Raw genomic sequence first — 23,873 nt, forward strand, 5'->3', positions numbered from 1 at the left:
TGTGGTAACTCCCATTTTACACGAAACTCACATGGGCCTTTTTATTTTCTAGCTGTCGCACTTCATATTACAATCCGTCATTTATAAAATGTGGCACATCTCTAGGGAAAAGCCGAAAAGTGTCGGATTATAGCCGAGCAATTAGGTCCACGTTCTGAACAGCGCCTGATAAATTTGTTTTTCACTAATAAAATTCATATAACGAAACGGTAAATTAGTGTTGATTCAAGCGATATTCAATCAATTTGGTGAAAAAGAAAAGAACAGGCAATCGACATAGCGCTGCATAGAAGCGCCTAATCGTGCCTGTTTCAACTTCAAACAATCTATAGTAATCAATAAAATTGATCATTCAAATTGCTATTCTTGCCAAACACTCATAGGGTCCCATGGTTTGATCTGATCGCCATATTTCCCAGCAAAAAAAGCTTTCATGTCTTCCAGCTTAGCAGGTACCTTGTTCCAATTTGGAAGGGGTGGTAACCCTCGTTTGCTCTTCAATAGGATATCCACTGTAACATACAAGCGTTCTGGCTGAATCCAATGAAGGAAGCGGGAAATATCAATTTGCTTGGTCAGGGACAAGGAATCAATTTCGTCATTGTAATGCTTGTTGAACTCGCTGATCAGGTTCAGGAGGTAGTCTCTCTGCTCCTTCACGAAGTCCAGGCCGCAGATGGCGCCATGTCCTGGAACAACGATATCGGGTTTAATTTCATCAATAATGCGATCAAGCACTTTAACCCAATTGAAGGTTCCCTCTTCGCTGTATGCTGTACAACCGTTAAACACGACATCGCCAGCGAACAGCACTTTTTCTTTTGGCATCCACAACAGTAAGTCACTGTCAGAGTGGGCTGGAGCTACGTTGTAAATCATAACTTCCGTATCGCCAAGACGGATGTTGATATCGTCCTTTATCTCAATATTCGGGAGCATCCATTCTACGCCTTCCAGGTCGAATCCTTCAAATTCCGCTGCAAAAAACCGCTCGCCCGACGTCGATTCCGGAGAATCCTTTCCTCTTCTGATAACGCTGTCCATCCAGGCGATATTTTCGGTGAGACGCTCTCTGGACGCTTCCTTGTGCATAATAATGCAAGCATCTTCAAACACTTTGTTTCCCCAGGAATGGTCGCTGTTATAGTGCGAGTTGATCACATATGCGGGAGAGCCACCGTTGCTTACTTCCATAAAAGCCTCCCGCATTTCCCGCGCATGGAACAAATCGAAGAACGTGTCATACACCAGCCCATCACCCTTGTTGATGAACCCGGCATTGGCCCAACTGATGCCGCGATACGGTGAAATGCCAGCAAAGACGTCATCTGCGACTTCAAAAAATTTAACGTGAGGTTTTTGGATAATACGTCCATACTTCATGAAAATTCTCCTTTGCGTATATGTTTTTGGGGCAAGGCATACTGACAGTGTTTTATTATAGAGAATGGAAAACAGAAATGCAAGCGTGTACTTGCATGCATTGGTTCTGTGCGATATGATAGTAACAGAGCAGCATCACACTACATGGATGGGGTCGCTGCTGCATATGCAAAACTTGTGGGAGAATAGACTTAACTATGCAAAAGGAGAAATACAATGCAAACTTCAGATAAAATCATTGAAGCCGCGACACGGCTCATCAAAAGTAATGGCTATCGGGGAGTAAGCACCAAAGCCATTGCAACGGAAGCTAAAGTCAATGAATCTACGATTTTCCGGCAATTTGGAAGCAAGCAAGGCATATTGGAAGCCATCATTGAAAGACATTCGGATATCCCGCAATTTGAGAAGCTGTTAAAAGAGGACGCGACCGATAATCCGGAAGTCGATCTGCTGAATGTAAGTCAGCAGTACCGTTTGTTTTTTCATAAAAATGCGGACATCATTTTAATTGGCATCCGCGACAAAGGAATACTTCCCGAATTAGACAGAGTGCTGGCTGATCCGCCGCTGAAGCTGCACTCCTTGCTGGTTGAATATTTTGAACGCTTGCAGAAGAAAAAAGTTATAGCCAGACAGGATGAGCGCCTTGCCGCCATGTCTTTTATCTCGATGTGCTACGGATTTCAGATGAGCGAGCTGATTCACCGGCAATATCAATCCCAACTCGTCACCGAGGAAGAGTTCTACAAGCACAGCGTCTCATTGTTTGTTAAAGGAATTTTGTCTCAGTCATAAGCTTTGTTGATTTATTTACATATGCCGAAGACTGCTTGCGCAGCTCTAACTCTAGAATAATTGAGAGAAGATGCATCAAGATGCTCGAAAGCACGTTATACTGCAACCGGACATTATTAATTTTCAAACACCAAACTAATAAAGCCTGTAGCCGGAAAACTGAACTACGACCTAAGAGATGGACACTTTTAAAAAAGTGCCCTCTCTGAGAGCCCTGAAAAAGCCTTGCTTTTGAGTAAAAGAGAGATTCAATTGGGAAATGTAATCAAGAATACTAAAAAGCAGCTGCTCCTCATACGAGGGTGGACTGCTTTTGCTCGACTAGATTTACCATTCGATTCACATTCATAACAAATGCTGTGAGAAAATAGACCCCGGTACTTGACTATTGCATACTGTGGAACCTGCATTTTTCCGTATTAATGTAGAATTTATACCATAAATATGTTGATCATGAATCTTACTTCTAGGAGGCTGCAACATGACGACAGAACGCTATCAACCAGGATGGAACAAACTAATGGAGGTAGGCGTGGCGGAGGAGCAGCAGAACGTGTAATCGAATCACTTAAAAATATTGCTCCTGACGTTGCTGACTACTTTATCTAGATTGCATTTGGAAATATTTATTCCAGAGAATGACTGAACCCAAAACAGCGGCAACTGTTGACGATTGCTTCTCTGACAACCCAAGGTGGAGTCGAGTCAGAACTTTATCTTAGAGCTGCTTAGGATTAGGCGCCCTTGGAAGTATGGATAGAGGTTATTGAAAGTTATACTGACATAAGGGTTTGGATAGCCCAAAACAAATTTATTCCTAATGAGATTATGGAAGCTCTTTCAGAAGATTCTTCAGAACGTGTGAGGTGGATGATTGCTTCAAAAAACAGGTTACCTGAGCATCTTCAAATAAAAATGGCAAAAGATCATGACTCATCTGTCAGACAAAGAATTGCTTACAACAAAAAAGCGTCAGCGAGATTATTGCAGATGAGAATAGAGGATGAAGATCAGGAGACATATCATACACACAACTCGAATCCAACGCCGACAAGAAGACATGCTATATAAGGGGAAATTCAACATTAAAGACATATGTACAAAATACGGGTTTTGTGTAAAAGTGTTAAAGATCTATAGGAGTCCTATAGATCTTAGTCATTTTAGTCCGCTTGACCAAACCTTTTCATGATGGTCTCATTTCAATTTAATAACCTGCAGAAAAAAATTATATTCCACAACTTTATGTTTCAAATAATTATCCTACCTTACAATTAAACTTTAAGATGCTGCTTAACGATCGATAAAACTTCCTTTTACATTACAAGCTTATCCTTAACATCGATATGCATTTTCAATATTAGCTGTTTAATTATTGATTACTTCTTATTTTTCATAGTTTGTTAATTAACGCTTATATAAGTTTGTTATCTGCCTAAAATTATGATCTTATTTTTTTCGATAAACCATTATTATTCTCATTCACCCCCCCAAATGTAAGCGTTGCCATTTATACAAGCAATGATGGTTTTCCATACAGATTAGCATACCTCTCAACTAGAAGGTTCAATAATCTCATGGTTAAGAAAGTTCGAAATCTTGCTTGTAGTCTATTACATATTGCTTGAATGTGATTGGCGGTCGTTTGAGAATATCTTCAAGGTCATTCGTAACAAGCCTTGCAGTACCAAACTTGGTCATCGTATATAATATCGACATCACGTTTACAAACTCCTTAGGCATCCCTCTTTTAAGGCTCACTTTTCTAAAAATAAACACATTCGGATTCTTATATTTAATCTCTCGTTTGAGTACCTTGGACATTATATTCGCAATATCCTCATAAGTAAGAGCTTCACTTCCTGTTAGATAATATGTTTTATTCACATGACCGGATTCCGTCAGGCATATCGCAGCAGCTTCACCAATATCACGTGTATCGATAAAGCTCGTTTTTCCTTTGCCTACAGGCACAAACAGTTCATTACGAAGTGCAATATCTTCACGATGCGTAGTATTCAAATTTTGCATAAAAAAGCTAGGTCGTAAAAAAGTGTATGCAAACCCTAGGTTCATCATGTACTTCTCAATTTTATGATGCGGAACAACATGGTTCTTCTCAACTCCAATTAATGACACAAATACAATATGTTCTACGCCAGCAGACTTCGCTGCTTGCAGGAATGGAAGTGTGTCTTGCTTTGGATGTGCTAATTGTGGCGGACGAACCAAGAACACTTTCTTAACGTTCTTAAGTGATTCTTTATAGGTGGATGGAGTCAGAAAATCAAATTCTACTAATTCAACGTCGGGAATCTCCGAATAGAGCGCTTTGCCTCTGTCGAGATGAGTTACCGCTGCTTTTACTCTTGCTCCTCGTTTTATTAACTCTTTAACAACAAAGCTCCCTATGTTTCCTGTTGACCCAATTACTAAGATAGCTGACATAACTATTCCCCTTCATATATAGTTAGTGCACTAACTATATAGTTAATGTTAAACAAACTTACTACTGTTTTAATGTATTTAAAGTAGAATCTACAATACTTAAGAAGTCCCTAAATTGTTCACACTGTTCCTGACTTAGGTTTGATAAAGACATTTGAGTGACCTTCTCACTCAATATTTCAATCACTGGTATTAGTTTTTTAGCTTCTTCAGTCAAAGATAAAATAAAAGATCGTTTATCTTCTGGATGAGGAGTTCTTTTTATCATAATTTTATCTTCTAATCGTGTCACGATACCTGAGACAGTGGGTTTATCGAAATCGAGTTCTTCAGCAATAAACTTCGAAGTTCGCTCATATAATGGGCGATCCATTTTTTCTTTTATGTCAATATTTTTAATTAAAGCCCATTGTGCAGGAGTCAGGTCATACTGCAAAAGCTCTTTAGAAAGTTCATATTTAAGTTCTTTTGCAACCTTCATGATAAGATAGCCTATTGATTCCATGATTATCACCCAATATAGTTAGTATGCTAACTTCTTAGTTAGTGTACTAACTATATTGAACAGTGTCAAGTGGATATGTACTCCCTCATTTTTTACAAATTATTGAATGCCACCTTTTGTTTATATTTTATCTTGATCGAATAACATTTTAGATATGAAGTTCCTGACCCACAACAATCCAAAAGGCTACAGAAGATCCTTTTTAAAAATCTTTTTCAAATCAGACCGAAAGCTGTCTATACGTATACATTCATTAAGACTTAACTGTAAGAGATTAAGCGTTATATCTTCTGATTTTACAAGACCCTCAAAACGCAAATCCTTGATCCATTCCCAAATGTCTTCAAGTTTCCTCTTAAGATAATAAAACTCAAATGCATCGAAATCGGGCGTTTCATAATTCATATATTTTTTATATTCATTTAAAAACTGTTCAGCATATGACTCCGTTATGATTAATATGAGGTCTTGTTCTTGAGGAGCAAGTTTTAAACATTCCCAATCAATAAGCATTAAGTTTTGACCTTGCATGATGTTCCAATTATGCGCATCAGCATGGCACAAAACAAACTTGTGAGATTTGCGTTTCAAAGTACTAGATAAAAACTTCATTCTGTCAATCTTTTCTAATAAATTTCCGGTGTAGGGTTTTACAGTTTTCAACACCATATCATCTTGCTTATCTAAATCATTGTTAATAAAAGAAGATAATAACTCACAAAAATCAATGTCAAAACGTTCCTTTACTTGCTCCTTATTTAATGTATATGGGATTCTTGAAGTATTCTTATGAAGTACTCCAAGAATCTTTGCTAATTCATTAATTTGACTTGGTCTTAAAGACTCTTCACCAATTGTAGTACCTTCTATATACTCCGAAAGCAAGTAAACGTACTCTTCATCTTCACATTTATTGCATTTTAATCTCGTACATATTGGACTTACAATGTTAATATTCAACTCAGTATGATCATGCATCCACTTCACTACAGGGATATATCTGTCAATAGCCTCTGTCCACTGGACAGAAGAAGGCTTTTTTTTGCTATACACTTTTAAAAAATATTTTTTACTCGTATCTTCGATTAAGAAAGCTAACGCTGACCACCCGCCTGTCTGTTTTTGTATACAAGTCGCATCTATTTCATAGTAATCTTTTAATATTGATGCTATTCGGTTGTTAATCTCCATCATGTACCCCTTTTCAAAATTATAATAGAAACCATCATGACTTTTAAGAGGATCCCCTCTTAGTAGCATATATATTATCATTGTGAAGATTATATTTATGGTTATTATATAGGATAATAACCACATTCATGTACCTACATCGCTTAACAAAGCCTGTACAACATAACGGAATGCAAAAATGACCAGTTCCCTCAAAGAATGGTCATTTTTGTTGCATTCTAATAAAACCAAAATATAAATAAAATATTACAATTGCTACTCAAATATTTGACGATATGGATACAGAATAAACGGCTACCTGCGTAATATTTGGAATAGCGTATAAAGATAAAGCAGTATTTCTCGCGAATGCATTACCAGATATTGAACTCGTCCAAGTAACTGTTGCAGGGGCAACAATAGGATTTGGATTAAATACTTTAACTGGTTGGGGTCCAATGTCAGTTGGCCTAATTGAGAACGCGATTGTGCCTGTTATCGAAGCAGTAGTTACTAGACTAATTGTAGATAAAATTTGGCTTGAACTTGGAGCAGATAAGTTTAATGGTACGTCACCACAAACCTGAAATACATAATTACCAATTGCCAAGTTGTTAATACTTATGGAGCATGAGAACCCCACTACATTACCGCTCGCTGTAGTTACATAAGGAATTACCTGAGAATCAGCCCCAGGAGAACCCGCAATTCTTTGAAAACCAGCATTTGAACCTCCAAATAGTATGGATTTTGTAGACCCAATACCAGCTGGTCCTGTCGCTCCTGTCACTCCGGCTGTTCCTGTTGCACCAGTTTCTCCTGTAGCTCCTGTTGCACCAGTTTCCCCGATGTCAGCAAGGTTTGGCGACGATGGAAAAATAACGGGACAACTTTGGGGCGGTAAAATAAAGGATTGGAATAATCGGAGGTAATAATTATATACATTCATATGAAACACACCCTTATTCCTACATAAAGTTCCACCTTTTGAATAGCCTATGTTAATTTTTCCTTCGCGTGAAATAAAATTTCCAAATAAATATCAATTAACACCCATAATTGTCATTTTGTAAAATCTGAAAGATATGTGACTTGAAGAACAAGTAAATACATACTTCCCCTTTCATTTGTTCACAAAAATAAATTCGATTATGTCGTACAAGCTTCTCCCAAATCATATGTATGATTACAAAGTTAACAAAGGAGATCATTCATTGATCATATTGATCAGCAATTTCCTGCTGGGGCTGTACTTGCAGCTCCTATCGGTCCCATTAATGCCGCCAAATCGATCGAGGCATTCGGGGCGGATTTTTGCATGCCTGGCTTGTTGGTTTAGGTGCCATGATGGCTGATGGGGTTTTCATGGTTCTCGGAGTTATTCACTTTCTAAACATCCCATTCATGAAATCTTTTTTGCTGTTGTTCGGTTTTTCATTCTAACCTATCTAGGTATAGAAAGTTTGCTTAATGCCAGAAGGAACGGAGCTGAGACTAGAAGCAGTAATGAATCATTAATCATTATTCAAATCATTTAGCGCAGATTTTATCAACTCGATTTCAAATCAAATATCCATTTTATTCTGGGACGGAATTTATGGATCTGTTCTTGCTGGGTGGTTTTATGTGTATCTCTCCAATGTTATTTAAAACCGAAAATACGAATTGCGAGGCAGTTGTATGCCATGCCAGTCGCTTACTTTACACTGTCCTTCATTATGTCGACCCACAGCGACCATCGTTCCGTCCGATTTTAGACCGATCGTATGAACGCAACCTGCGGCTACTGCCACAATATCACGCCAATCACCTACATCGCATTGGCCATGCTCATCCCAACCCACAGCCACCACTGTTCCATCTGATTTTATACCGATCGTATGATAACTGCCCGCCGCTATCGCCACAATCCCCCGCCAGCTGCTTACATGGCATTGGTCATGCTTATTCAAGCCCACAGCTGCAACCGTGCCGTCCGATTTTAGACCGATCGTATGTAGGTAACCTGCCGCTGACGCCACAATATCGTGCCAGTCGCTTACGTTACGTTGGCCGTACCGATCATTACCGACAGCAATCAACGTGCCGTTTGATTTAAGTCCGACGGTATGCCAATCACCCGCCGCTACTGCTACAATATCGCGCCAGCCGTTTACATCGCATTGACCTTCATTATGTCGACCCACAGCCACTACGGTTCCATCTGACTTTAGCCCGACGGTATGACGCCAACCTGCTGCTACTGCCACAATATCGCGCCATTCACTTACATCGCATTGGCCATGCTTATTCCACCCTACAGCCACCACCGTGCCGTCCGACTTTAGACCAATTGTATGAGCATTACCCGTGTTTGTCGCCATATGAACATTACCAACTGCTACCGCAACAATATCGCTCCAACCGCTCACATCGCATTGGCCATATTTATTATCTCCGACAGCCATCACCGTTCCGTCCGATTTTAGACCAACGGAATGACGACGACCCGCCGCTATGGTATCTTTAGGAAACCGTTTCACCTTTAACGCAGCTTCTACAGGTGATATGTAATCCATGCCCATGCTATGCCTCCTTTAATACGGGATATTTTCTCAATAATATGTACCTTCACATTCACTTTTCAATCAAACTGTAATCATATCGACCTGCAATTGTTCCTGAATATTAAAAGGATAGTAGTACCCATTTTCAACATATAGTTTGTAAGATTCTCATGTGTCTGAGTAGCTGATGGCCGGTATCCTTATTGTATAGGAGGCCTGCCATTTCTAAATCTAACATGTATAAGTCAATCCTTTATCATCATGATGGTTCTTGATGCTGATTTGTTTTCGGATTTACAGATACGACGATGATGCTGTTTGCTCAGCTAGCATCACCAATATTGGGGCAATCTCCGATACCAAGCAGCAGGAAGTTATGAGCATCCCGCTTCTCAAGAGCGGTTTGATTAGATTCCTCAGAAGGTATTTGCATCTTGGATACGGTCTTCTCTATGGAATGATAAACGTAAAAAGCATACCCTACTGAAATCAATAGAATAATGAATAGCAACGCAATACTAACCCTTATTACTTTTTTCATTAGATACCTCCGAGTATCGTCCAGGAACACATCCCATTCGGTTTTTCATGATGATAATCATATAACAAAGAGACATTCAAAGGGTTATGAAATAATTATTGGACTTGAATTCACTCAGGTTCGTTCGGATCAATGAAATGTGATCTGTTCATAATCGATCTCATCCATATAGTTCTCGACTACTTTCAGTTGCTGCATACTCAGCCTCTTCAGAAACTCAGCAAACTGCTTCTGCCATTCCGCAGCGTTCTGGTTATCTAATCGTACGATTTTTGATAAATCAAAGGTTGCATTTCGAAGCTCTTCATAATACACGATCTTGGCAAGAACGGCCAACTCGACATCTCCCAGCGCCTGAAAGAAAGCAGCATATTCCCCACCATACAAGCAGTCAGAATCAAGCATATCAAGATAATCGTGAAAGGAGTAAAACTGAGTAAGAATTAGGTTGATTTTATCTTCTGTTCGATCCATTGTGGACAGCTCTTGCAGCCATCTTCTTATATCAACATCAGTCATTCTGTCTTGCTCACGGAAGGAGATGAAGATGGACTTTATACCCGCTTCTTTTTCTGTAATGATGATCGAATGGAGGCTCTGATGTCTTGCTGCATTCATGACTCGTTGAATAAGCTCTTCCTTGCATCTCTCCATATACAGCTTCAATGGCGCGTCAATAAACAATTGCTGCTGCAGCCTCTCCATTCCATGGGTGATCACGGTTCGCAGCTGTGGTTCGCTTAGATTTGTCAATTGCTGTTCTAGTGACTTGAATTGTTGCGGGGATATGATGATATTCTTCGCATCATGGCCTGATAATACGGAGAATAGCGCATTTTTCATTACAAGTTCAAAAATATTGAAGAGCTCGATTCGATAGTCGAATCTGCATTCCCTTCCAAAGTAGATAAGCAACTCTCTCAGCTCTTGCTGATCAAACAGCCTGCAGAATTCGTTTTCCAACTGCAGATGCTCCATATACTGCTTTATATAATAAACACCCTGCAGCTTCATATCGTCTACCGCCAGCGGATAATCGATACTCGCCATCGTATGATGAGCTTCAAAGATAACGCCGTATTTTCTAAAAAAAACGGGGATGGATTCATCTAGGGTCATATTATAAGCATCTACTGGAACGTCCAGCTTAGTCGCAGCGATATCTTTGTACAGTTGCTTCGACTCTTCAAAGCAGTGTGCGACCACATCTACACCACGCTCATAAAGATGACGACTATTCGTTATTTTCAAAGTATGGAGAGCTTGATCTGCTTCAATAGGATATAGATAGGCATCCACTGCATAAAGGATGGAGGTCAGAATGCCTTCAGCGGTTTCCGTCGTGACAGAGGAACTCTCCCCTTTCGTATATTTCATGATCAGTTCCTGGAGGATCTGCATCAATACATTCTGAACACGACCAACGTCCTGACTCGTAAGCAGCCCAAGGCGCATCCCTTCATTCATTAAGGAGAGCGTGTATGCATGGCGCGGCAGCTGTGATTTCCTTACTTGCCGCTGTGCACCTAGCTGCTGAGAATTTGTTACATGTTCCGTCCCCATTAATCTTCTCCTCCTTCATCCCTTGACTCGTACTTAAGCATATCGCTTCTAAACTTCTCTGCGAACTCTTCGAGTCTGCTTCTCAACAACTCGATAGAGCCTTCGCATTCCTCTTCGAATAGATTCTTCATCTTAATGAGAAGATCCGTATCACGGATCTGATCCTCGGTTTCATTTTTTAGATAATAGAACATCTCCTGCAGCTCATTCAATGTATCCGCATAATACTCTTGTTCGATGAAGGAAGACTCAGAGAATGACAGTATCAACTCTTTGGTCACTTCAAAGCTCAGCTCGACCCTTCCATGATGAGACAGGACCTGGCTCCTCGCTGCAATCATGGCCTGAATATCCTCTAGTGATAAAGTTAAACCGAATTCCTTCGTTCTCTCGTTCAATGCTAACATTTCGTGCGCAACCTGTTCATGCATAGGCCCATATAAGCTGTTGAATAGACGAGACAGATACATCGAATATTCACTCTCCTTTATTTAATTATAAAAAACCACATTTTACTATTGACAAATTCATTTATATGTTATATAATATTAATTATTTTATAGAAATATATCTTATCACAATTTCTATCCCTGTCAACAGCTCATATTATTAAACTCATACAAAAGGCCGCTATTCTTCACAACTTGAAGATTAGCGGCCTTATTCATATGTTCTCGTAAGCATTGGATTTCAGACGTATGACGAAAACGTTATCCCCCTTTTCCTCCAAGAATATGTAGCTTGCTGCCTTCCAACCCTGCAATGAACGGTCTGCCCTTCTGGATCAAAGTCTTAGTGGATTCCAGCGTTAGAGATGCTTGATGCGCCTCTTCATCTCTCCATACTAGCGTCCTGTTATTATGTTATACATAAAAAGCCTCCTCGCTTAATAGCGGGAGGCTTACGGCAACTGCTTTATTTCATGCTCGATCCCAAAAAATACCGGATCTAACGCAAATATCGAACTTCATATTCACAATGCTCATCACCGTTTACATTGCATTTCACTTCTCGTACCGTTACCTTTTGAGCGGATATTCGATGCAGCGCCCCTTCTAGTATGGCGCCTTCCAAATCGCACACCATCTTGCCCTCTAGAACAGGAAGCCCCTCACAGAAACATTCATCAACAGCGATCCGCATCATGTGCTCATCCTGATGAACGATTCTTGATATGCCGATCTGTAACTGCTCGAACAGTTCCAGGATCTCTTCTAATGTGGAGACAGGCAGCGATTCTCCAATTTTGCGTCCAATCGTCACCGTTGTAGCCTTGCCGCCCATAGGAAGAGCTTGATGCAGACCGATCAATCGAATGGTTCGAAAAAGTTCTAATGGCACCTGAGCACCAAGCTGTTTGCGTTCAATTAACTTCATATCTTCGTAGGTAAATGATTGCTTCATGCCGACTGCGCCTCTCTTTATATGCGATATTCTATGGACCCAGTCTATCATAATCCTAGCTTTAGCATGTGATCATACACACAGGCCTCTTTATTGAGCTTGCAAACCTGCCGTATTCAAGAAGTTCCAAGGCTTGTTATAATGCGGCTGGAAGAAAAAGTCCACAAAGCCAAGCTGATCGATGGTCATCTTGTTTTGAATGCACACCGAGATCGTATTGACAGACTGCGTAAGATCCGCCTTCGACATCAGCTGCGCACCAACGATACGACGGGTATCCGCCTCATACACAACCTTCAGTGTGACCTCGTTGTACGTCGGCATGAATTCAGGACGATCATTTTCTTTGATTGTTACGCTTTTCACATCCATGCCCATGTCAAGTGCAGCTGCCTCTGTCAGACCTGTAGAAGCGATGTTTTGATCGTAAATCTTAATGCCAGACGTTCCTTGCGTTCCCATATAAGCAAGCGTTGGCTTCATCAGATTGCGTGCAACCAGCGTGCCCATTCGAACCGCATTTGTTGCTAACGGAATATACGCATGCTTGCCTGTTGGATTATATACAATCGCGCAGCTGTCTCCCGCGGCATATACGTCCGGCTTGCTAGTTCTCATATAGGCATCCACGATAAGAGCGCCGTTCGGCATCATCTCAAGCTGTCCTTGGAACAGCTCGGTGTTCGGCTTGAAGCCAATGCAGAGAATGACAAGATCTGCTTCGTATTCGCCTTTTGTTGTGATGACTTTAGAGACTTTGCCAGCTTTGCCTTCAAAGCGTGTCACCGTTTGGCCAAGTGCTAGTTGAATGCCATGATCTTTCAAACTATTCTCCGTTTGCTCTGTAAATTCAGGATCTAAGTATTTGCTAAGAATGCGGTCTGTGCTATCAATAAGGGTTACTTCTTTCCCATTCATTTCAAACGCTTCGACTAGCTCGATACCGATATAGCCTGCCCCTACAACGACAATTTTAGAGGCCGTCTTTGCTTTTTCAATAATCGTGTTCGAATGATTAAAGTTCTTGGACAGTAGAATATTATCCAGGTCTGAGCCTTCAATGCGCGGTAAGATCGGCCAAGAGCCAGTTGTAATAATAAGCTTATCAAACGTATCCTCCGTCTCCGCATCGGTTGCAAGATCACGAACACGAAATGTTTTTTGCTCCGTATCCACCGCAATGACATCATGGCGCATCTTCGTTACAACCCCAAGCTCTGCCAGCTTCTCAGGAGACGAATAGAATAATCCATTCGCGTCTTCCACGACCCCACCGACATAAAGAGCAATTCCACAGGATAAAAAGGAAATGTTGTCATTACGCTCATACACCGTTATTTGTGCATCTGGGTACAATTGTGCTGCGTTTACAATAGCTGCTGTTCCTGCATGGGTACATCCAATCACTGCGATTTTCATATGATTTCCTCCTTGTGTGCCGGTCCTCGGTATCTATCCGAAGCTTGACCATTTGTTCTCCTACCTAATTTGTGTTTGTGAGCACATTCACGTATAACTGCATAAGAATATGTGAATTATTTCACCTTTCACGGTAAAACAAGCTGCTCCTGCACGATTATCTTCAACGCTCGCGCAATCAAGCTGTATTCGAAGAGATGGTCTTTATCCCCTCTTCCTAATTGTGAGTTACATCACTTTAAATGTCGATTTAAATGTGACATATTTCACACTCGCCTGTTGGATTCATCATATAGCAAAACTTTTATCTTTTCAATAGCTTATTCGCCTTATTTTCCTTGTTAATTTTTCCATCACGTTTTCCCTGTTAAACAAAACGATCCTTCGGGATTCGATAACACTTGACCTTAGGTCTGACCTAAGGTGTATGGTTAAGGTACAAACACGAGTCCCCTTCAAGGAGAGAAGCTAATGAGAACCGAGATTACAATCAGCGAATTGGCTAAGCTTATGAGCGTGTCCGTACATCAAATTCGCTATTTTGAGGAAAAAGGCGTGCTAATGCCTGCGTATATCGATGACAATCAATATCGCATGTACAATTTTGATCAAATCTATGAACTGTCACATATCCTGCTTCTGCGAAAGCTGGGTATCTCCGTTCAGGGCATAAAAGAATGCATGACCTCCTATGACTCTGATCAGTATGAGCAGCTGTTCCAGCATTCCTTGCAGGAGGTTGAGGCTGAAATAACACGATTAACGGAGCTTCAGCATTTTATTCAAAAAGTTCTGCATGAGCATCACAGCTTTAGCCATGCATCTGAGCATTTCAAAGTGATAAAGAGAGAGAAGACCTATCTTGCGCCGTGGGTCTGCCTCGATGCTCATGAGGAGCTTCATGCAAGACGGTTAGCGGAACAAGCGGAATCACTTCCGAATCTATTCGAGTCCGACATTCATTATGTATGGGAGGGCTCGGGTACAACGATGCTAGCAATAGAATCACAAGAGCCTACCGAGTGGTGTATGCCTGACGGCGACTACCTATCATGCCATAGGCAACTGCATGCCGAGGAGCAGCTAGAGGATGTTATTCAGCAGTTTTACGATGATGCGGCGAGAACGACGTATGCTTTATCTGGTCCAGTCATCCTTATAGAGAAATCCTACCTATCTCTTTTTAGTAAAAACAAGCTACATTATGAGCTTCTGTCCTTCATAAAGCCATGATCCTAGGCGAGAGGAAGTATTCACATGACGACGCCTGCCATTCCGTTTACGATTGAGCCGATGCAGCCAAGCCATATTACAGAGATTAGCCGTTTGCTTGTTCATGGATTTAACGGTAAATTTCTGACCATGGCCAATCTTAAGGAAGACGCACTCGCTTATTTTTTTGAACATCTGCTCTCCTGCTACCCTTCAACACCGGCTTCACATCGTATGGTCGCAATCCAAGGGGGAAATGTGATCGGCACCATATCCTATAAGTGGAAGCCCTCTATAGGTACTAGGTATGTTCAGCGTTATCCTCGATTGACAAGCTTCCACCCGCTTCGGAAATGGAGCCTTGTGAAACTGTTCTATGGATTGCATGTGCTTGAACACGATCCCAAGGATGGCGAATGCTATATTGCGGATATCGCCGTGCATCCCGCTCATCGAAGCCAAGGTGTAGGAACGCACTTATTGCAGCATGCAAAGCAAGTGGTGCAGAGGGAGACTCATCTTCAGTGGCTGAGCTTGCACGTGTCGAGTAAAAACAAAAGGGCTGAAGAGCTGTACAAACAAATGGCTTTTCGAAAGCACTCAACGAGGAACAGCCTAGCAAGCCACTTGCTATTCAACGAGCCCACTTGGAGTTATATGACGCTTCACGTGAAGTGAAATGATAGAATCGAACAGAATGGATAAGGAGCAGATATGAAAAAGAAAATGTTAATAGCTGTCATCGTATTCCTAATGATTGCAGCTAGCGCAGGATTATATGTGTTGTACCAGCATGACTATGATATGGTGGAGCAAGCTATCGAGATTCCTACTCCTGAAGGTTTGTTAACAGGTACCTTTGCGCTACCTAAGCATCATAAAGAGAAGCTCGGTCTGGTCTTATTTATCCACGGAGATGGCCCAATTGACGCTTCACATGACGACGGGTATAAGCCGCTATGGGAACGATTAGCCTCTATTGGCTATGCGTCCTTGTCACTTAATAAGCGTGGAATGAATGGATCAGAAGGCAATTGGCTCAATCAGAGCATGAACGACCGTGTAGAGGAAGCCCGTCAGGCAATCACTTGGGCGAAAAAGCAGCCGATGATCGATGACACACGAATTGGCGTGTGGGGAGCAAGTCAGGCAGGCTGGGTTATTCCTAAGCTTGCCAAGGAGGAGCCGTTGGCATTTAGCATATTGTTATCTCCCGCGGTTAACTGGTTAACGCAAGGACAGTATTATACCCGCAGTCATCTAGAACAAGCAGGCATTTCAGAGCAAGAGATTCAAGCGAAAGAAGCATATGATCAGCAAGTTAGGCAGCTGTTAAGAAGTAACGCCTCATATGATGACTATGTAAAAATCGCACAAAAGAAATACCTCATGTCAAAGGATCAGTGGACCTTTGTGAGCAAAAACTATTTATCCGATGCAACAGAAGATCTTCGCAACTTCCAGTCCCCTGTGCTTCTGATTCTCGGTGAAAAAGATATACATGTCGACGTAAAGGAAACGGAGCGGGTCTATCGTAATGTCATTCCTCCAGAGCTGCTAACCGTTGCCCTCTTCCCTGATGCTGAGCATTCCATGTTAAGCACAAGCACGGCTGAATCAGAGCTTCGAGCCATACTCATTAGCCTGTTTGCCCCTAGACAAATAACGGTTACAGGATATATGGACCAAATTGAGCAATTCCTAACCCGCTTGCCAACAGATCATGAATAAAGGTTCTTTACTTGCTTTCTATTCTTTAACACGAATACTTACGTTACTAAGCATGCGATCTCTTAGGAATCGCATGTTTTTTACTAGGTTTGAAGCAGCCTTACTATGCTTTTAACAACATAAATGGAATTAAACGTTTGAATCAATCAACGGAGGAAATGGTTTTGGCCAATCGTGGGTGCTTAGTGTGTAGAATTGCTTTGCCATGTATGCCGGCGTATAAGGCATGTCGTTACGCAGCCAAGCTGTGATGGTGCCAATCAAAGCTGAAGCCCCATGCCAGATGGCAATATCCTTTTGAATGCCCGCTTTATCGAGTGAAGAGTTACTCCAAATTTCTTCAATCCTTGCCGCTATCAACTCGGTTAATAGATTCAACAGCCGCTCCGTAAAGATCGGGACTCGCCTAGAGCCTAATACAACCTTGTAGAACTTTGCATGACTCGAGATATGTTCAAGCACCCTTACTAGCTTCAACCAATCGCTATCTTCCACAGCATCTACAAGTTCACACTGGCCATGCATCGCATGCTGAATATTCTCAATCATCTCATCCGACATCTTGTCCAGCATGTCGGGGATATCACGGTAATGCAGGTAAAAGGTCACGCGATTGATTGTTGCCCGCTCTGCGATTCGGCTGATCGACATTTTCTCGACATCCATTTCCTGAAGCAGATCAATGCATGCATCCCTTATCAATTGACGTGTACGAAGAATTCGACGGTCTGTATGCACCTTGGAGGCAGATGACATCTGATTCATTCCTTCCCACTTATAGTGAAAATAGACAATTATTCAGAAATTGAAGTAAATTCCCTCGTTAATCAACAAGATAAAGCGATTTGACAATTAATTTACATATTGAGGAAAAACGTAAATTGTACAGGGCTATCGTTATGGCTATAATCTGGTTTATACCCTGTTGATTATCCTACACATTGTTTATTATTTCCATAGCCCCCTAGTCGTGTTATCCCATCATGAGTACAACGATAATATCCTTTTAATCATCGTTCTGATCATTTACCCAGGCCGACCACGCCAGCTCCTTGCAACGCCTCCTAGTACACATATGTATTCCATGGCTGTTCGACTCTATCGTCTCTACTTCTATCCTCTATTCATCTAAATGTAACGCATAAGTCAGTCTTTATGAACGAGACAGAGACTCCATTCAGATGATAAATTAACGCAAGTTAATTTCATCATAAATCCAAACATCCACCGGGAGGGAGTTAACCATGCAGAAGGAAATCATCTCCTTAGCTGAATTCACCCAGTTTCGATCAGCGGTTGAAGAGTTCAGCCCATTTGAATGGTGCAAGTATCACTTGGAACATGAGCCGATCAGCTACAATGAAGCAACGAATACCTGGAACGTCTTCCGGTACGAAGATGTCAAACGAGTGCTGAGTGACTACGAGTACTTCTCCAGCGTAAGGACACGCACAACTATTAGTGTTGGAGCGGACAACGAGGAAGGGCAAACCCCTGAACGAATCAATTTGAGTTCCGATCCGCCTGACCATCGCAAGAGCCGCAACCTGCTATCCGCTGCTTTCACTCCTCGAAGCTTGAAGCTATGGGAGCCTCGCATCCAGCATGTCGTCAGCCAATTAATCAAGGACATGGGAGACGAGCCGGTCATAGATATCGTCAAAAGCTTCTCCAGCGCCCTGCCTACCATCGTCATCGCAGACCTGATGGGAGTTCCATCTGAAGATCGCTTCCTGTTTAAAGAATGGGTGGATCATCTGTTTCTACCGCTTCCAATCAACAACGTTGAGGATGTGAAGGAATTAAAACGACAGGCAGCAAAAAACTATTACAGCTACCTGTACCCCCATGTCGTGAATAAGCGCGGCCAGCTTGCTGACGATATTATCTCTGACCTGATCCAAGCAGAGGTAGATGGCGAGCGGTTAACAGATGATGAGATCGTCCGGATGACGATGTTTATTCTGGGCGCAGGCATCGAGACGACAAGCCATTTGCTTGCGAACACCTTCTACTCCTTCTTGTATGATAACAACGAGGTCTATGCCGAAGTTCAATCCAACCGTGAGCTGCTGCCAAATACAGTAGAAGAGATGCTTCGCTACCGCTTCCATACCATCCGAATGGATCGCACGGTCAAACAAGACAATGATGTGTTGGGCGTAGAGCTTAAAAAGGGCGATGTCGTCGTAGCATGGATCAGCGCCGCCAATTTGGACAAGGATGTATTCGAGGACCCCTTTACGCTGAACATACACCGTCCTAACAACAAACGCCATTTGACGTTTGGAAACGGACCTCATTTCTGTCTAGGCGCACCGCTTGCCAGGCTGGAGGCGAACATTGGCTTGGGTTTATTCATGGACCACTACAAATGTATAGAGGCAGTCCCTGACTTTAAACTTGAGGACAATCTCACGATCTTCGCAGCTGGACAGTCATTGACATCCTTGCCTGTTCGCGTAACACGCAGGTAATTATGTTTAGACAGTAATCAAATGGGGTCTATTCATCCGGTTCTATTCACACGAAGCTTGGAACGCGGTCTGTTGATTGCATAATCGACAGACTTTTTTTGATCCCAAGGCCTATTCATTCCAGTGTCCACTGTTTGATAACGGATAAAGCGTAGATCCCTTGATCCGCTGCTGAACTAGCTCGGCACTCTTGTAAGGAATTAATTCATCATGCACGCCTTTGATATATACCCGATACGATTAAACCAGCTTTTATGTATTACATTACCATTCAAACATGATTAAAAATGAATGGATATTATGTATGCATTATACATAATATATATTATGTAAACCAATGATCAATAAAACAACCCCACTAAGATCTATCGATAACATAATCATAAACCTTAATGGGGTCTTCTTCTCACTTATCCTCATAGTTGACTAAGCGTTTCACATGTTAGAACAGAACCTTATGTCCCACAAAGTAAAAGAGAACATTTCTTATTTAATTAATATCATTAATTATATTGTTTAATGTCATTAATTGATATCATAATGCCTGCTTCTTTCCTTCAAAACAAGGCATTTAGCTATTTACAGGAAGCTTCTCTTCGATTACTTGGCCATTCGCAAGTCGAATCCATGTGGTAAATGACTTTTCACCTTCACGCAGTTGAATGATTCGCGCACCACGTTCAAAGTCCTCACGGCCATACGTGCTGTAACCTGTCGCACGGCCGTAGCATAAACGGATGCCGTAAAGATCTCCTTCATAATCATTGAGGTGGTCATGACCGACAAATGTACCAACCACATCACCTGATTCCAGCAATTGTGTAAACAGTCCAGAGTTGATTCTTGGACTGCAAACGTTTTCAAGTTTGTTCCCGATACAAGCTCCTTTTTCCCATACCTCTGTATATTCCGGCAGCGGAATGTGGAAGAAGGCTAATGCTGGAATGGACTCTTGACGAAGCTCGGCACGCTTCTTCGCCTCTTCAGCATACCATTGAATCTGAGAGTGATGAATCCATTCATAGCCGCCGATTGGTTCAGCAGGTGCATAGCTGCCGGAATCCAAGAAGTACAGAGTATGTACAGGAGCTTCTTCCTTATGATCCAATATAGAAAGCAAATAGTTGCCTACTCCATCGATGTCAGATGGACCCGCTTCAGCTAAATTATACGCATACTCCTGGGCGATCTCCATCAGTTCCTCGCGCGTTGCGCCCGCTTCGGAATCATGATTTCCAAACACAAACGCAAACGGTGTCGCTGCATGCTCTGCAAAATCAAGCACTTCCCGGAAAGAACGCTTCACGTCCTCACAATGGGTGGAATCAATCAAATCTCCTGTAAACACGATAAGATCAGGCTTGTCTTCTTTTAGCACTAGATCGAGAACCTTTCTTGTAGACAAGTCCCGCTCATTGCCATTTCTCCAATGCACATCTGTAAATTGTACAATCTTAAAAGTACCATCATCTCTAAAGCGTAATGTCGATTTCAAACAAACTCCCTCCTTCAACAATGTGCCTACATTTTACACCTATTCCTTAAACGTGTATATTGCTTATTTCTCTGATATTCGTTTAAAAAATCAAAAAACCAGCCATGATCCGAAGATCAGACTGGTTTTCAAAGCAATATCGCAATTTTCTAGCAGCATGATCTAGCTAAGCGATGCTCATATGACTTGTCCTTCTTATTCCTCGTCCAAGTCCACGTTATGGAAGACTTGCTGCACATCTTCAAGCTCCTCAAGTGCATCGACCATCTTCTCGAATTGTGTACGTGCATCTCCATCCAACGTGACATCGTTCTGCGCCAGCATCGTAACCTCTGCAATCGTGAAATCTGTTACGCCAGCACTTTTGAAAGCTTCTTGAACCACGTGGAATTGATCTGGCTCAGCATAGACGATAACCGTATCTTCCTCCTCGATCACATCGCGCACATCAATGTCGGCCTCCAGCATGAGCTCTAGAACTTCATCTACAGACTTACCTTCAACACCGAATACGGCAGTTTCGTCAAACATGTAGCTTACCGACCCGCTCACGCCCATGTTGCCGCCATTCTTATTAAATGCTGCACGCACAGAAGAAGCGGTACGATTCACGTTATTGGTTAATGTATCCACAATAACCATAGATCCGTTCGGTCCGAAGCCTTCATAGCGAAGTTCCTCATAGGTATCTTCAGCACTGCCTTTTGCTTTATCCAAAGCACGATCGATGATCGCTTTAGGAACATTGTATGTTTTTGCACGCTCGAGTACGACTTTAAGAGCACGGTTCGATTCTGGATCCGGCTCACCTTTTTTCGCCGCAACATAAATCTCTACGCCAAACTTTGCATAGATGCGGCTCGTATTCGTATCCTTCGATGCTTTCTTATCCTTGATGTTATTCCACTTACGACCCATAGTGTTCCCCTTCCTCAACAACGACTAATGTCTAGATCAAACGTTCATTTCCTATCTGCGATGCATGTATCAGCCAATGTTTACGTTCCATCAACAAATAGGATCTCAACGTCCATTATATCCTTAATCGGTAGGATTGAACAAGCATTCGCGCATGTTTGATCACAGACTCATTCATCATAGCATCTTAATCTGCCTTCATCTGTTTCAACATGTCATATCAAGCTGCTCCTTCAAATACTTGAAATCTTGATAGAACAGCACAGGAATGATAGGAAATACCGGGATATTAAGGCGTTCCGTCACCAATTCCTTGTGGGAGGTAATGATGACATGCACATGATGCTTGGACAAGCACACCATTAAAGCTTCCTTCGTCGTCACCTCCACGATATTGATATTCGCGTTCAGGTATTGTCTAAGCATCGTACTTATGTATCGATTCTCTGCATCATTGCTAGTATAGAGCAATATCAGCTTCTGCTTCTGAAGCATCCGATACTCCTCCACGCTAGCAAGCATCATCATCGTAATGTGCGCGATATCTGCATCACGAATACGTACGGCATAACAGCAGCATTCCGTCACCTTGTCCTTGATCCACGTAAATAGCTTCTCATGCTCCTTCGCAAGCGGAGTGTGGTCTTGAAAATGGCCATGAATATCGAGCACCCACCGGATTCCTGCTTCAAGCCAATACGAGACGATCTGCTGTAAAAACACGCAATCCTCTTGCAATGGTACCCCCGTCATCTTCTCCGCTTCAATAATGAACGTCATTAGATCCTGAAGGTTGTACTTTTCAATAACCGACGGCAGCTCCCTAGAACATCGAAGATCAACTTGAAGATGGATGGATGATGACAAAATGAGTGAAGCTCCATAATAGATCTCATTCATATTTTTTGGCATATGCAGCGTATCAAGAAACTCCTCTACAAGCGGCATCAGCCAATCTAGATGCAATCCATTATCCAGCAGTATCGGCGGGAATAAATAGCTTTGAAGCATATGTCCCTTACGCAATCGATCCGTCCATATCTTCAGCAAGATCGGCAGCTGTGTATTGCTCCGATAGGAAATATTGTAGTACTCGTTCTTTTCCAGCTTGCGAATGAATGCTTGGCAGTGATTCAAGAATGATTGGCATAAAGGGAGTTCATTCGAATGTTCTAGAAAAAAATCATACTGGTATTGGCGAATAACTCTTTCCTCTCCTGCAATCCGAATCGGCTTTGTATGAAGCTTCAACTGTGAACGCTTTAACTGTTCTTTTAGTTTGGATATTTGCTTACGGATTACACTTTCACTGTAATAGAGCCTCTGACATAACTGAAAGATCGTAATGCCTTGATCCTGCCGTATCAAGCAAGCGATAAGAGGCTTTAGCTCGTCCCCTTCAGTAAGTCTGACATATGACAAGACTTCGTGTGAAGAATAATAGACCGGCCGATGCAAATAGACTCCCTTTCCACGAACGGATTCCATATACCACCCTTCGGGAAGCAGAGGCTCCAGCATGGCGATATACTTTCTGACTGTTTTTGAAGAGCAGTCTAACTCCTTTGCGAGCATTTCCCCTGTTACCCATTCTTCATGTTCAATGAGATATCGATACAAACGCTGGAGCAGTTCAAAAGTTGACATGGACATACACCTCTAGTTGACAGAAACTTCTGTTAGTTGTCTCGATCTCAATCGTACACTCTATGTATAGAACAAAGTCTGACATTAACCCTTTAATCTTGTAAAACAGATGTAGAGTATTGAAAGATTATAGCATTGTATCCTCTTCTATAGTATTGGTAAGTCAAGGGAACGTATTAAAGTGTGAAACCGCTTATGCTTTATTGCAATAGGCATTTTACAAAAGGATCACTTATTGATCAGACCGATCCACACCCATAAAACGGATGTGGATCTTCCGCTCGCATTCTCTTCATAAATGCCATCCGATCAAAAACAGGTGTACCATAAAATAACAGATGAAGGAAATGTTCCAAAAGCATACGTCGGATAAATGAAGCCTTGCGTAAAGCCAAACGGGTTTGTTGATGTGACGTACATAAGAAACACATTAAAGGTTCGAGTGACAATTAGCGTCCATCGATTCTGACAGCCGGCGGCAAACGTGGTCACGCCTTGAGTAGATTGCTGCTGCTGGACAAAGCCTTGCACCTGAGATGGCGACTGCGACAGCTGCTGGAACGAGCTTAGCAATTGTGGCGGAGGCGGTGTAATATTTTGTGGCAACCCCGTTCCG

At 42.0% G+C, this 23,873-nt stretch carries 22 protein-coding genes and 2 pseudogenes; 7 read left to right on the forward strand and 17 right to left on the reverse strand.

From position 1 onward, the window contains the following. Nucleotides 1-360: 360 nt before the first annotated feature. Entirely contained in the window at nt 361-1,383 is a 1,023-nt protein-coding gene (locus tag I2H74_RS00005) for an MBL fold metallo-hydrolase (RefSeq protein ID WP_195570566.1), read from the reverse strand. A gap of 216 nt (nt 1,384-1,599) precedes the next feature. On the opposite strand from I2H74_RS00005, the gene I2H74_RS00010 reads away from it, so the two are divergent. Together I2H74_RS00010 and I2H74_RS00015 are read left to right on the forward strand one after the other, a co-directional pair. Next, nucleotides 1,600-2,181 (forward strand): TetR/AcrR family transcriptional regulator, encoded by a 582-nt coding sequence (locus I2H74_RS00010; RefSeq protein WP_195570568.1) that lies wholly within the window; start codon nt 1,600-1,602, stop codon nt 2,179-2,181. Nucleotides 2,182-2,925: 744 nt separating this feature from the next. Next, nucleotides 2,926-3,252 (forward strand): hypothetical protein, encoded by a 327-nt coding sequence (locus I2H74_RS00015; RefSeq protein WP_195570569.1) that lies wholly within the window; start codon nt 2,926-2,928, stop codon nt 3,250-3,252. 510 nt (nt 3,253-3,762) lie between these two features. Here the strand turns inward: I2H74_RS00015 and I2H74_RS00020 are convergent. From I2H74_RS00020 to I2H74_RS24920, 4 genes are all read right to left on the reverse strand, one after another. Beyond that, nucleotides 3,763-4,629 carry an SDR family oxidoreductase gene (locus tag I2H74_RS00020; RefSeq protein ID WP_195570571.1) on the reverse strand — a complete coding sequence of 289 codons (867 nt, stop codon included), beginning with the start codon at nt 4,627-4,629 and terminating at the stop codon, nt 3,763-3,765. Nucleotides 4,630-4,690: 61 nt separating this feature from the next. Next, the gene (locus tag I2H74_RS00025; RefSeq protein WP_195570573.1) at nt 4,691-5,134 is read right to left on the reverse strand and encodes a MarR family winged helix-turn-helix transcriptional regulator; all 444 of its coding nucleotides are present in this window, start codon (nt 5,132-5,134) and stop codon (nt 4,691-4,693) included. Between the two features lie 186 nt (nt 5,135-5,320). Then, nucleotides 5,321-6,328 (reverse strand): aminoglycoside phosphotransferase family protein, encoded by a 1,008-nt coding sequence (locus tag I2H74_RS00030; RefSeq protein WP_195570574.1) that lies wholly within the window; start codon nt 6,326-6,328, stop codon nt 5,321-5,323. 256 nt (nt 6,329-6,584) lie between these two features. After that, the gene (locus I2H74_RS24920) at nt 6,585-7,253 is read right to left on the reverse strand and encodes a hypothetical protein (protein ID WP_324253961.1); all 669 of its coding nucleotides are present in this window, start codon (nt 7,251-7,253) and stop codon (nt 6,585-6,587) included. 398 nt (nt 7,254-7,651) lie between these two features. Between I2H74_RS24920 and I2H74_RS25060 the strand changes: the two genes are divergently transcribed. Next, entirely contained in the window at nt 7,652-7,747 is a 96-nt protein-coding gene (locus I2H74_RS25060) for a hypothetical protein (protein ID WP_324254000.1), read from the forward strand. Nucleotides 7,748-7,950: 203 nt separating this feature from the next. Here I2H74_RS25060 and I2H74_RS00040 read toward each other — a convergent pair whose 3' ends face one another. The 6 genes from I2H74_RS00040 to I2H74_RS00065 form a co-directional block, all read right to left on the reverse strand. Further along, nucleotides 7,951-8,862 carry an RCC1 domain-containing protein gene (locus I2H74_RS00040; RefSeq protein ID WP_195570576.1) on the reverse strand — a complete coding sequence of 304 codons (912 nt, stop codon included), beginning with the start codon at nt 8,860-8,862 and terminating at the stop codon, nt 7,951-7,953. A 310-nt stretch (nt 8,863-9,172) separates the two neighbouring features. Further along, nucleotides 9,173-9,391: a hypothetical protein gene (locus I2H74_RS00045; protein ID WP_195570578.1), complete on the reverse strand. Its 219-nt coding sequence runs from the start codon at nt 9,389-9,391 to the stop codon at nt 9,173-9,175. A gap of 129 nt (nt 9,392-9,520) precedes the next feature. Further along, the gene (locus tag I2H74_RS00050) at nt 9,521-10,954 is read right to left on the reverse strand and encodes a DUF6179 domain-containing protein (RefSeq protein ID WP_195570579.1); all 1,434 of its coding nucleotides are present in this window, start codon (nt 10,952-10,954) and stop codon (nt 9,521-9,523) included. Continuing rightward, nucleotides 10,954-11,424 carry a DUF6323 family protein gene (locus I2H74_RS00055; protein ID WP_195570581.1) on the reverse strand — a complete coding sequence of 157 codons (471 nt, stop codon included), beginning with the start codon at nt 11,422-11,424 and terminating at the stop codon, nt 10,954-10,956. The genes I2H74_RS00050 and I2H74_RS00055 overlap by 1 nt, the downstream gene beginning before the upstream one ends. Before the next feature lie 478 nt (nt 11,425-11,902). After that, on the reverse strand, nt 11,903-12,358 hold the full coding sequence (locus tag I2H74_RS00060) for a V4R domain-containing protein (protein ID WP_195570583.1): 456 nt from the start codon (nt 12,356-12,358) through the stop codon (nt 11,903-11,905). Between the two features lie 90 nt (nt 12,359-12,448). Then, a complete protein-coding gene (locus I2H74_RS00065) occupies nt 12,449-13,777 on the reverse strand; it encodes an FAD-dependent oxidoreductase (protein WP_195570585.1) in 1,329 nt (442 codons plus the stop codon). A 471-nt stretch (nt 13,778-14,248) separates the two neighbouring features. Here I2H74_RS00065 and I2H74_RS00070 point away from each other — a divergent pair, with 471 nt between their 5' ends. Genes I2H74_RS00070 through I2H74_RS00080 form a run of 3 tightly spaced genes read left to right on the forward strand, consistent with a single transcriptional unit; the run spans nt 14,249 to nt 16,720 of the window. Beyond that, entirely contained in the window at nt 14,249-15,010 is a 762-nt protein-coding gene (locus I2H74_RS00070; protein ID WP_195570587.1) for a MerR family transcriptional regulator, read from the forward strand. Between the two features lie 24 nt (nt 15,011-15,034). Continuing rightward, on the forward strand, nt 15,035-15,667 hold the full coding sequence (locus I2H74_RS00075; protein ID WP_195570588.1) for a GNAT family N-acetyltransferase: 633 nt from the start codon (nt 15,035-15,037) through the stop codon (nt 15,665-15,667). Nucleotides 15,668-15,703: 36 nt separating this feature from the next. Further along, nucleotides 15,704-16,720 carry an alpha/beta hydrolase family protein gene (locus I2H74_RS00080; protein WP_195570590.1) on the forward strand — a complete coding sequence of 339 codons (1,017 nt, stop codon included), beginning with the start codon at nt 15,704-15,706 and terminating at the stop codon, nt 16,718-16,720. Nucleotides 16,721-16,849: 129 nt separating this feature from the next. On the opposite strand, the gene I2H74_RS00085 is transcribed toward I2H74_RS00080, so the two are convergent. Beyond that, nucleotides 16,850-17,476, reverse strand: a complete 627-nt coding sequence (locus tag I2H74_RS00085; RefSeq protein WP_195572052.1) for a TetR/AcrR family transcriptional regulator — start codon at nt 17,474-17,476, stop codon at nt 16,850-16,852. 488 nt (nt 17,477-17,964) lie between these two features. Here I2H74_RS00085 and I2H74_RS00090 point away from each other — a divergent pair, with 488 nt between their 5' ends. Beyond that, the gene (locus I2H74_RS00090; protein ID WP_195570592.1) at nt 17,965-19,197 is read left to right on the forward strand and encodes a cytochrome P450; all 1,233 of its coding nucleotides are present in this window, start codon (nt 17,965-17,967) and stop codon (nt 19,195-19,197) included. 111 nt (nt 19,198-19,308) lie between these two features. Here the strand turns inward: I2H74_RS00090 and I2H74_RS00095 are convergent. The 5 genes and pseudogenes from I2H74_RS00095 to I2H74_RS00115 all read right to left on the reverse strand — a co-directional run. After that, nucleotides 19,309-19,416: pseudogene (locus I2H74_RS00095) on the reverse strand (alpha/beta hydrolase); the annotation flags it as partial. Nucleotides 19,417-19,768: 352 nt separating this feature from the next. Beyond that, nucleotides 19,769-20,692, reverse strand: coding sequence for a metallophosphoesterase family protein (locus I2H74_RS00100; protein WP_195570593.1), 924 nt, complete (start codon nt 20,690-20,692; stop codon nt 19,769-19,771). A gap of 195 nt (nt 20,693-20,887) precedes the next feature. Further along, nucleotides 20,888-21,610: a YebC/PmpR family DNA-binding transcriptional regulator gene (locus I2H74_RS00105; RefSeq protein WP_195570595.1), complete on the reverse strand. Its 723-nt coding sequence runs from the start codon at nt 21,608-21,610 to the stop codon at nt 20,888-20,890. A gap of 207 nt (nt 21,611-21,817) precedes the next feature. Further along, complete coding sequence (locus tag I2H74_RS00110; RefSeq protein WP_195570597.1) at nt 21,818-23,257, reverse strand: HTH domain-containing protein; 1,440 nt, start codon at nt 23,255-23,257, stop codon at nt 21,818-21,820. A gap of 309 nt (nt 23,258-23,566) precedes the next feature. Next, a pseudogene (locus tag I2H74_RS00115) lies at nt 23,567-23,873 on the reverse strand (hypothetical protein); the annotation flags it as partial.

This window comes from Paenibacillus sp. 1001270B_150601_E10 (assembly GCF_015558675.1).
Classification (GTDB): Bacteria; Bacillota; Bacilli; order Paenibacillales; family Paenibacillaceae; genus Paenibacillus_B.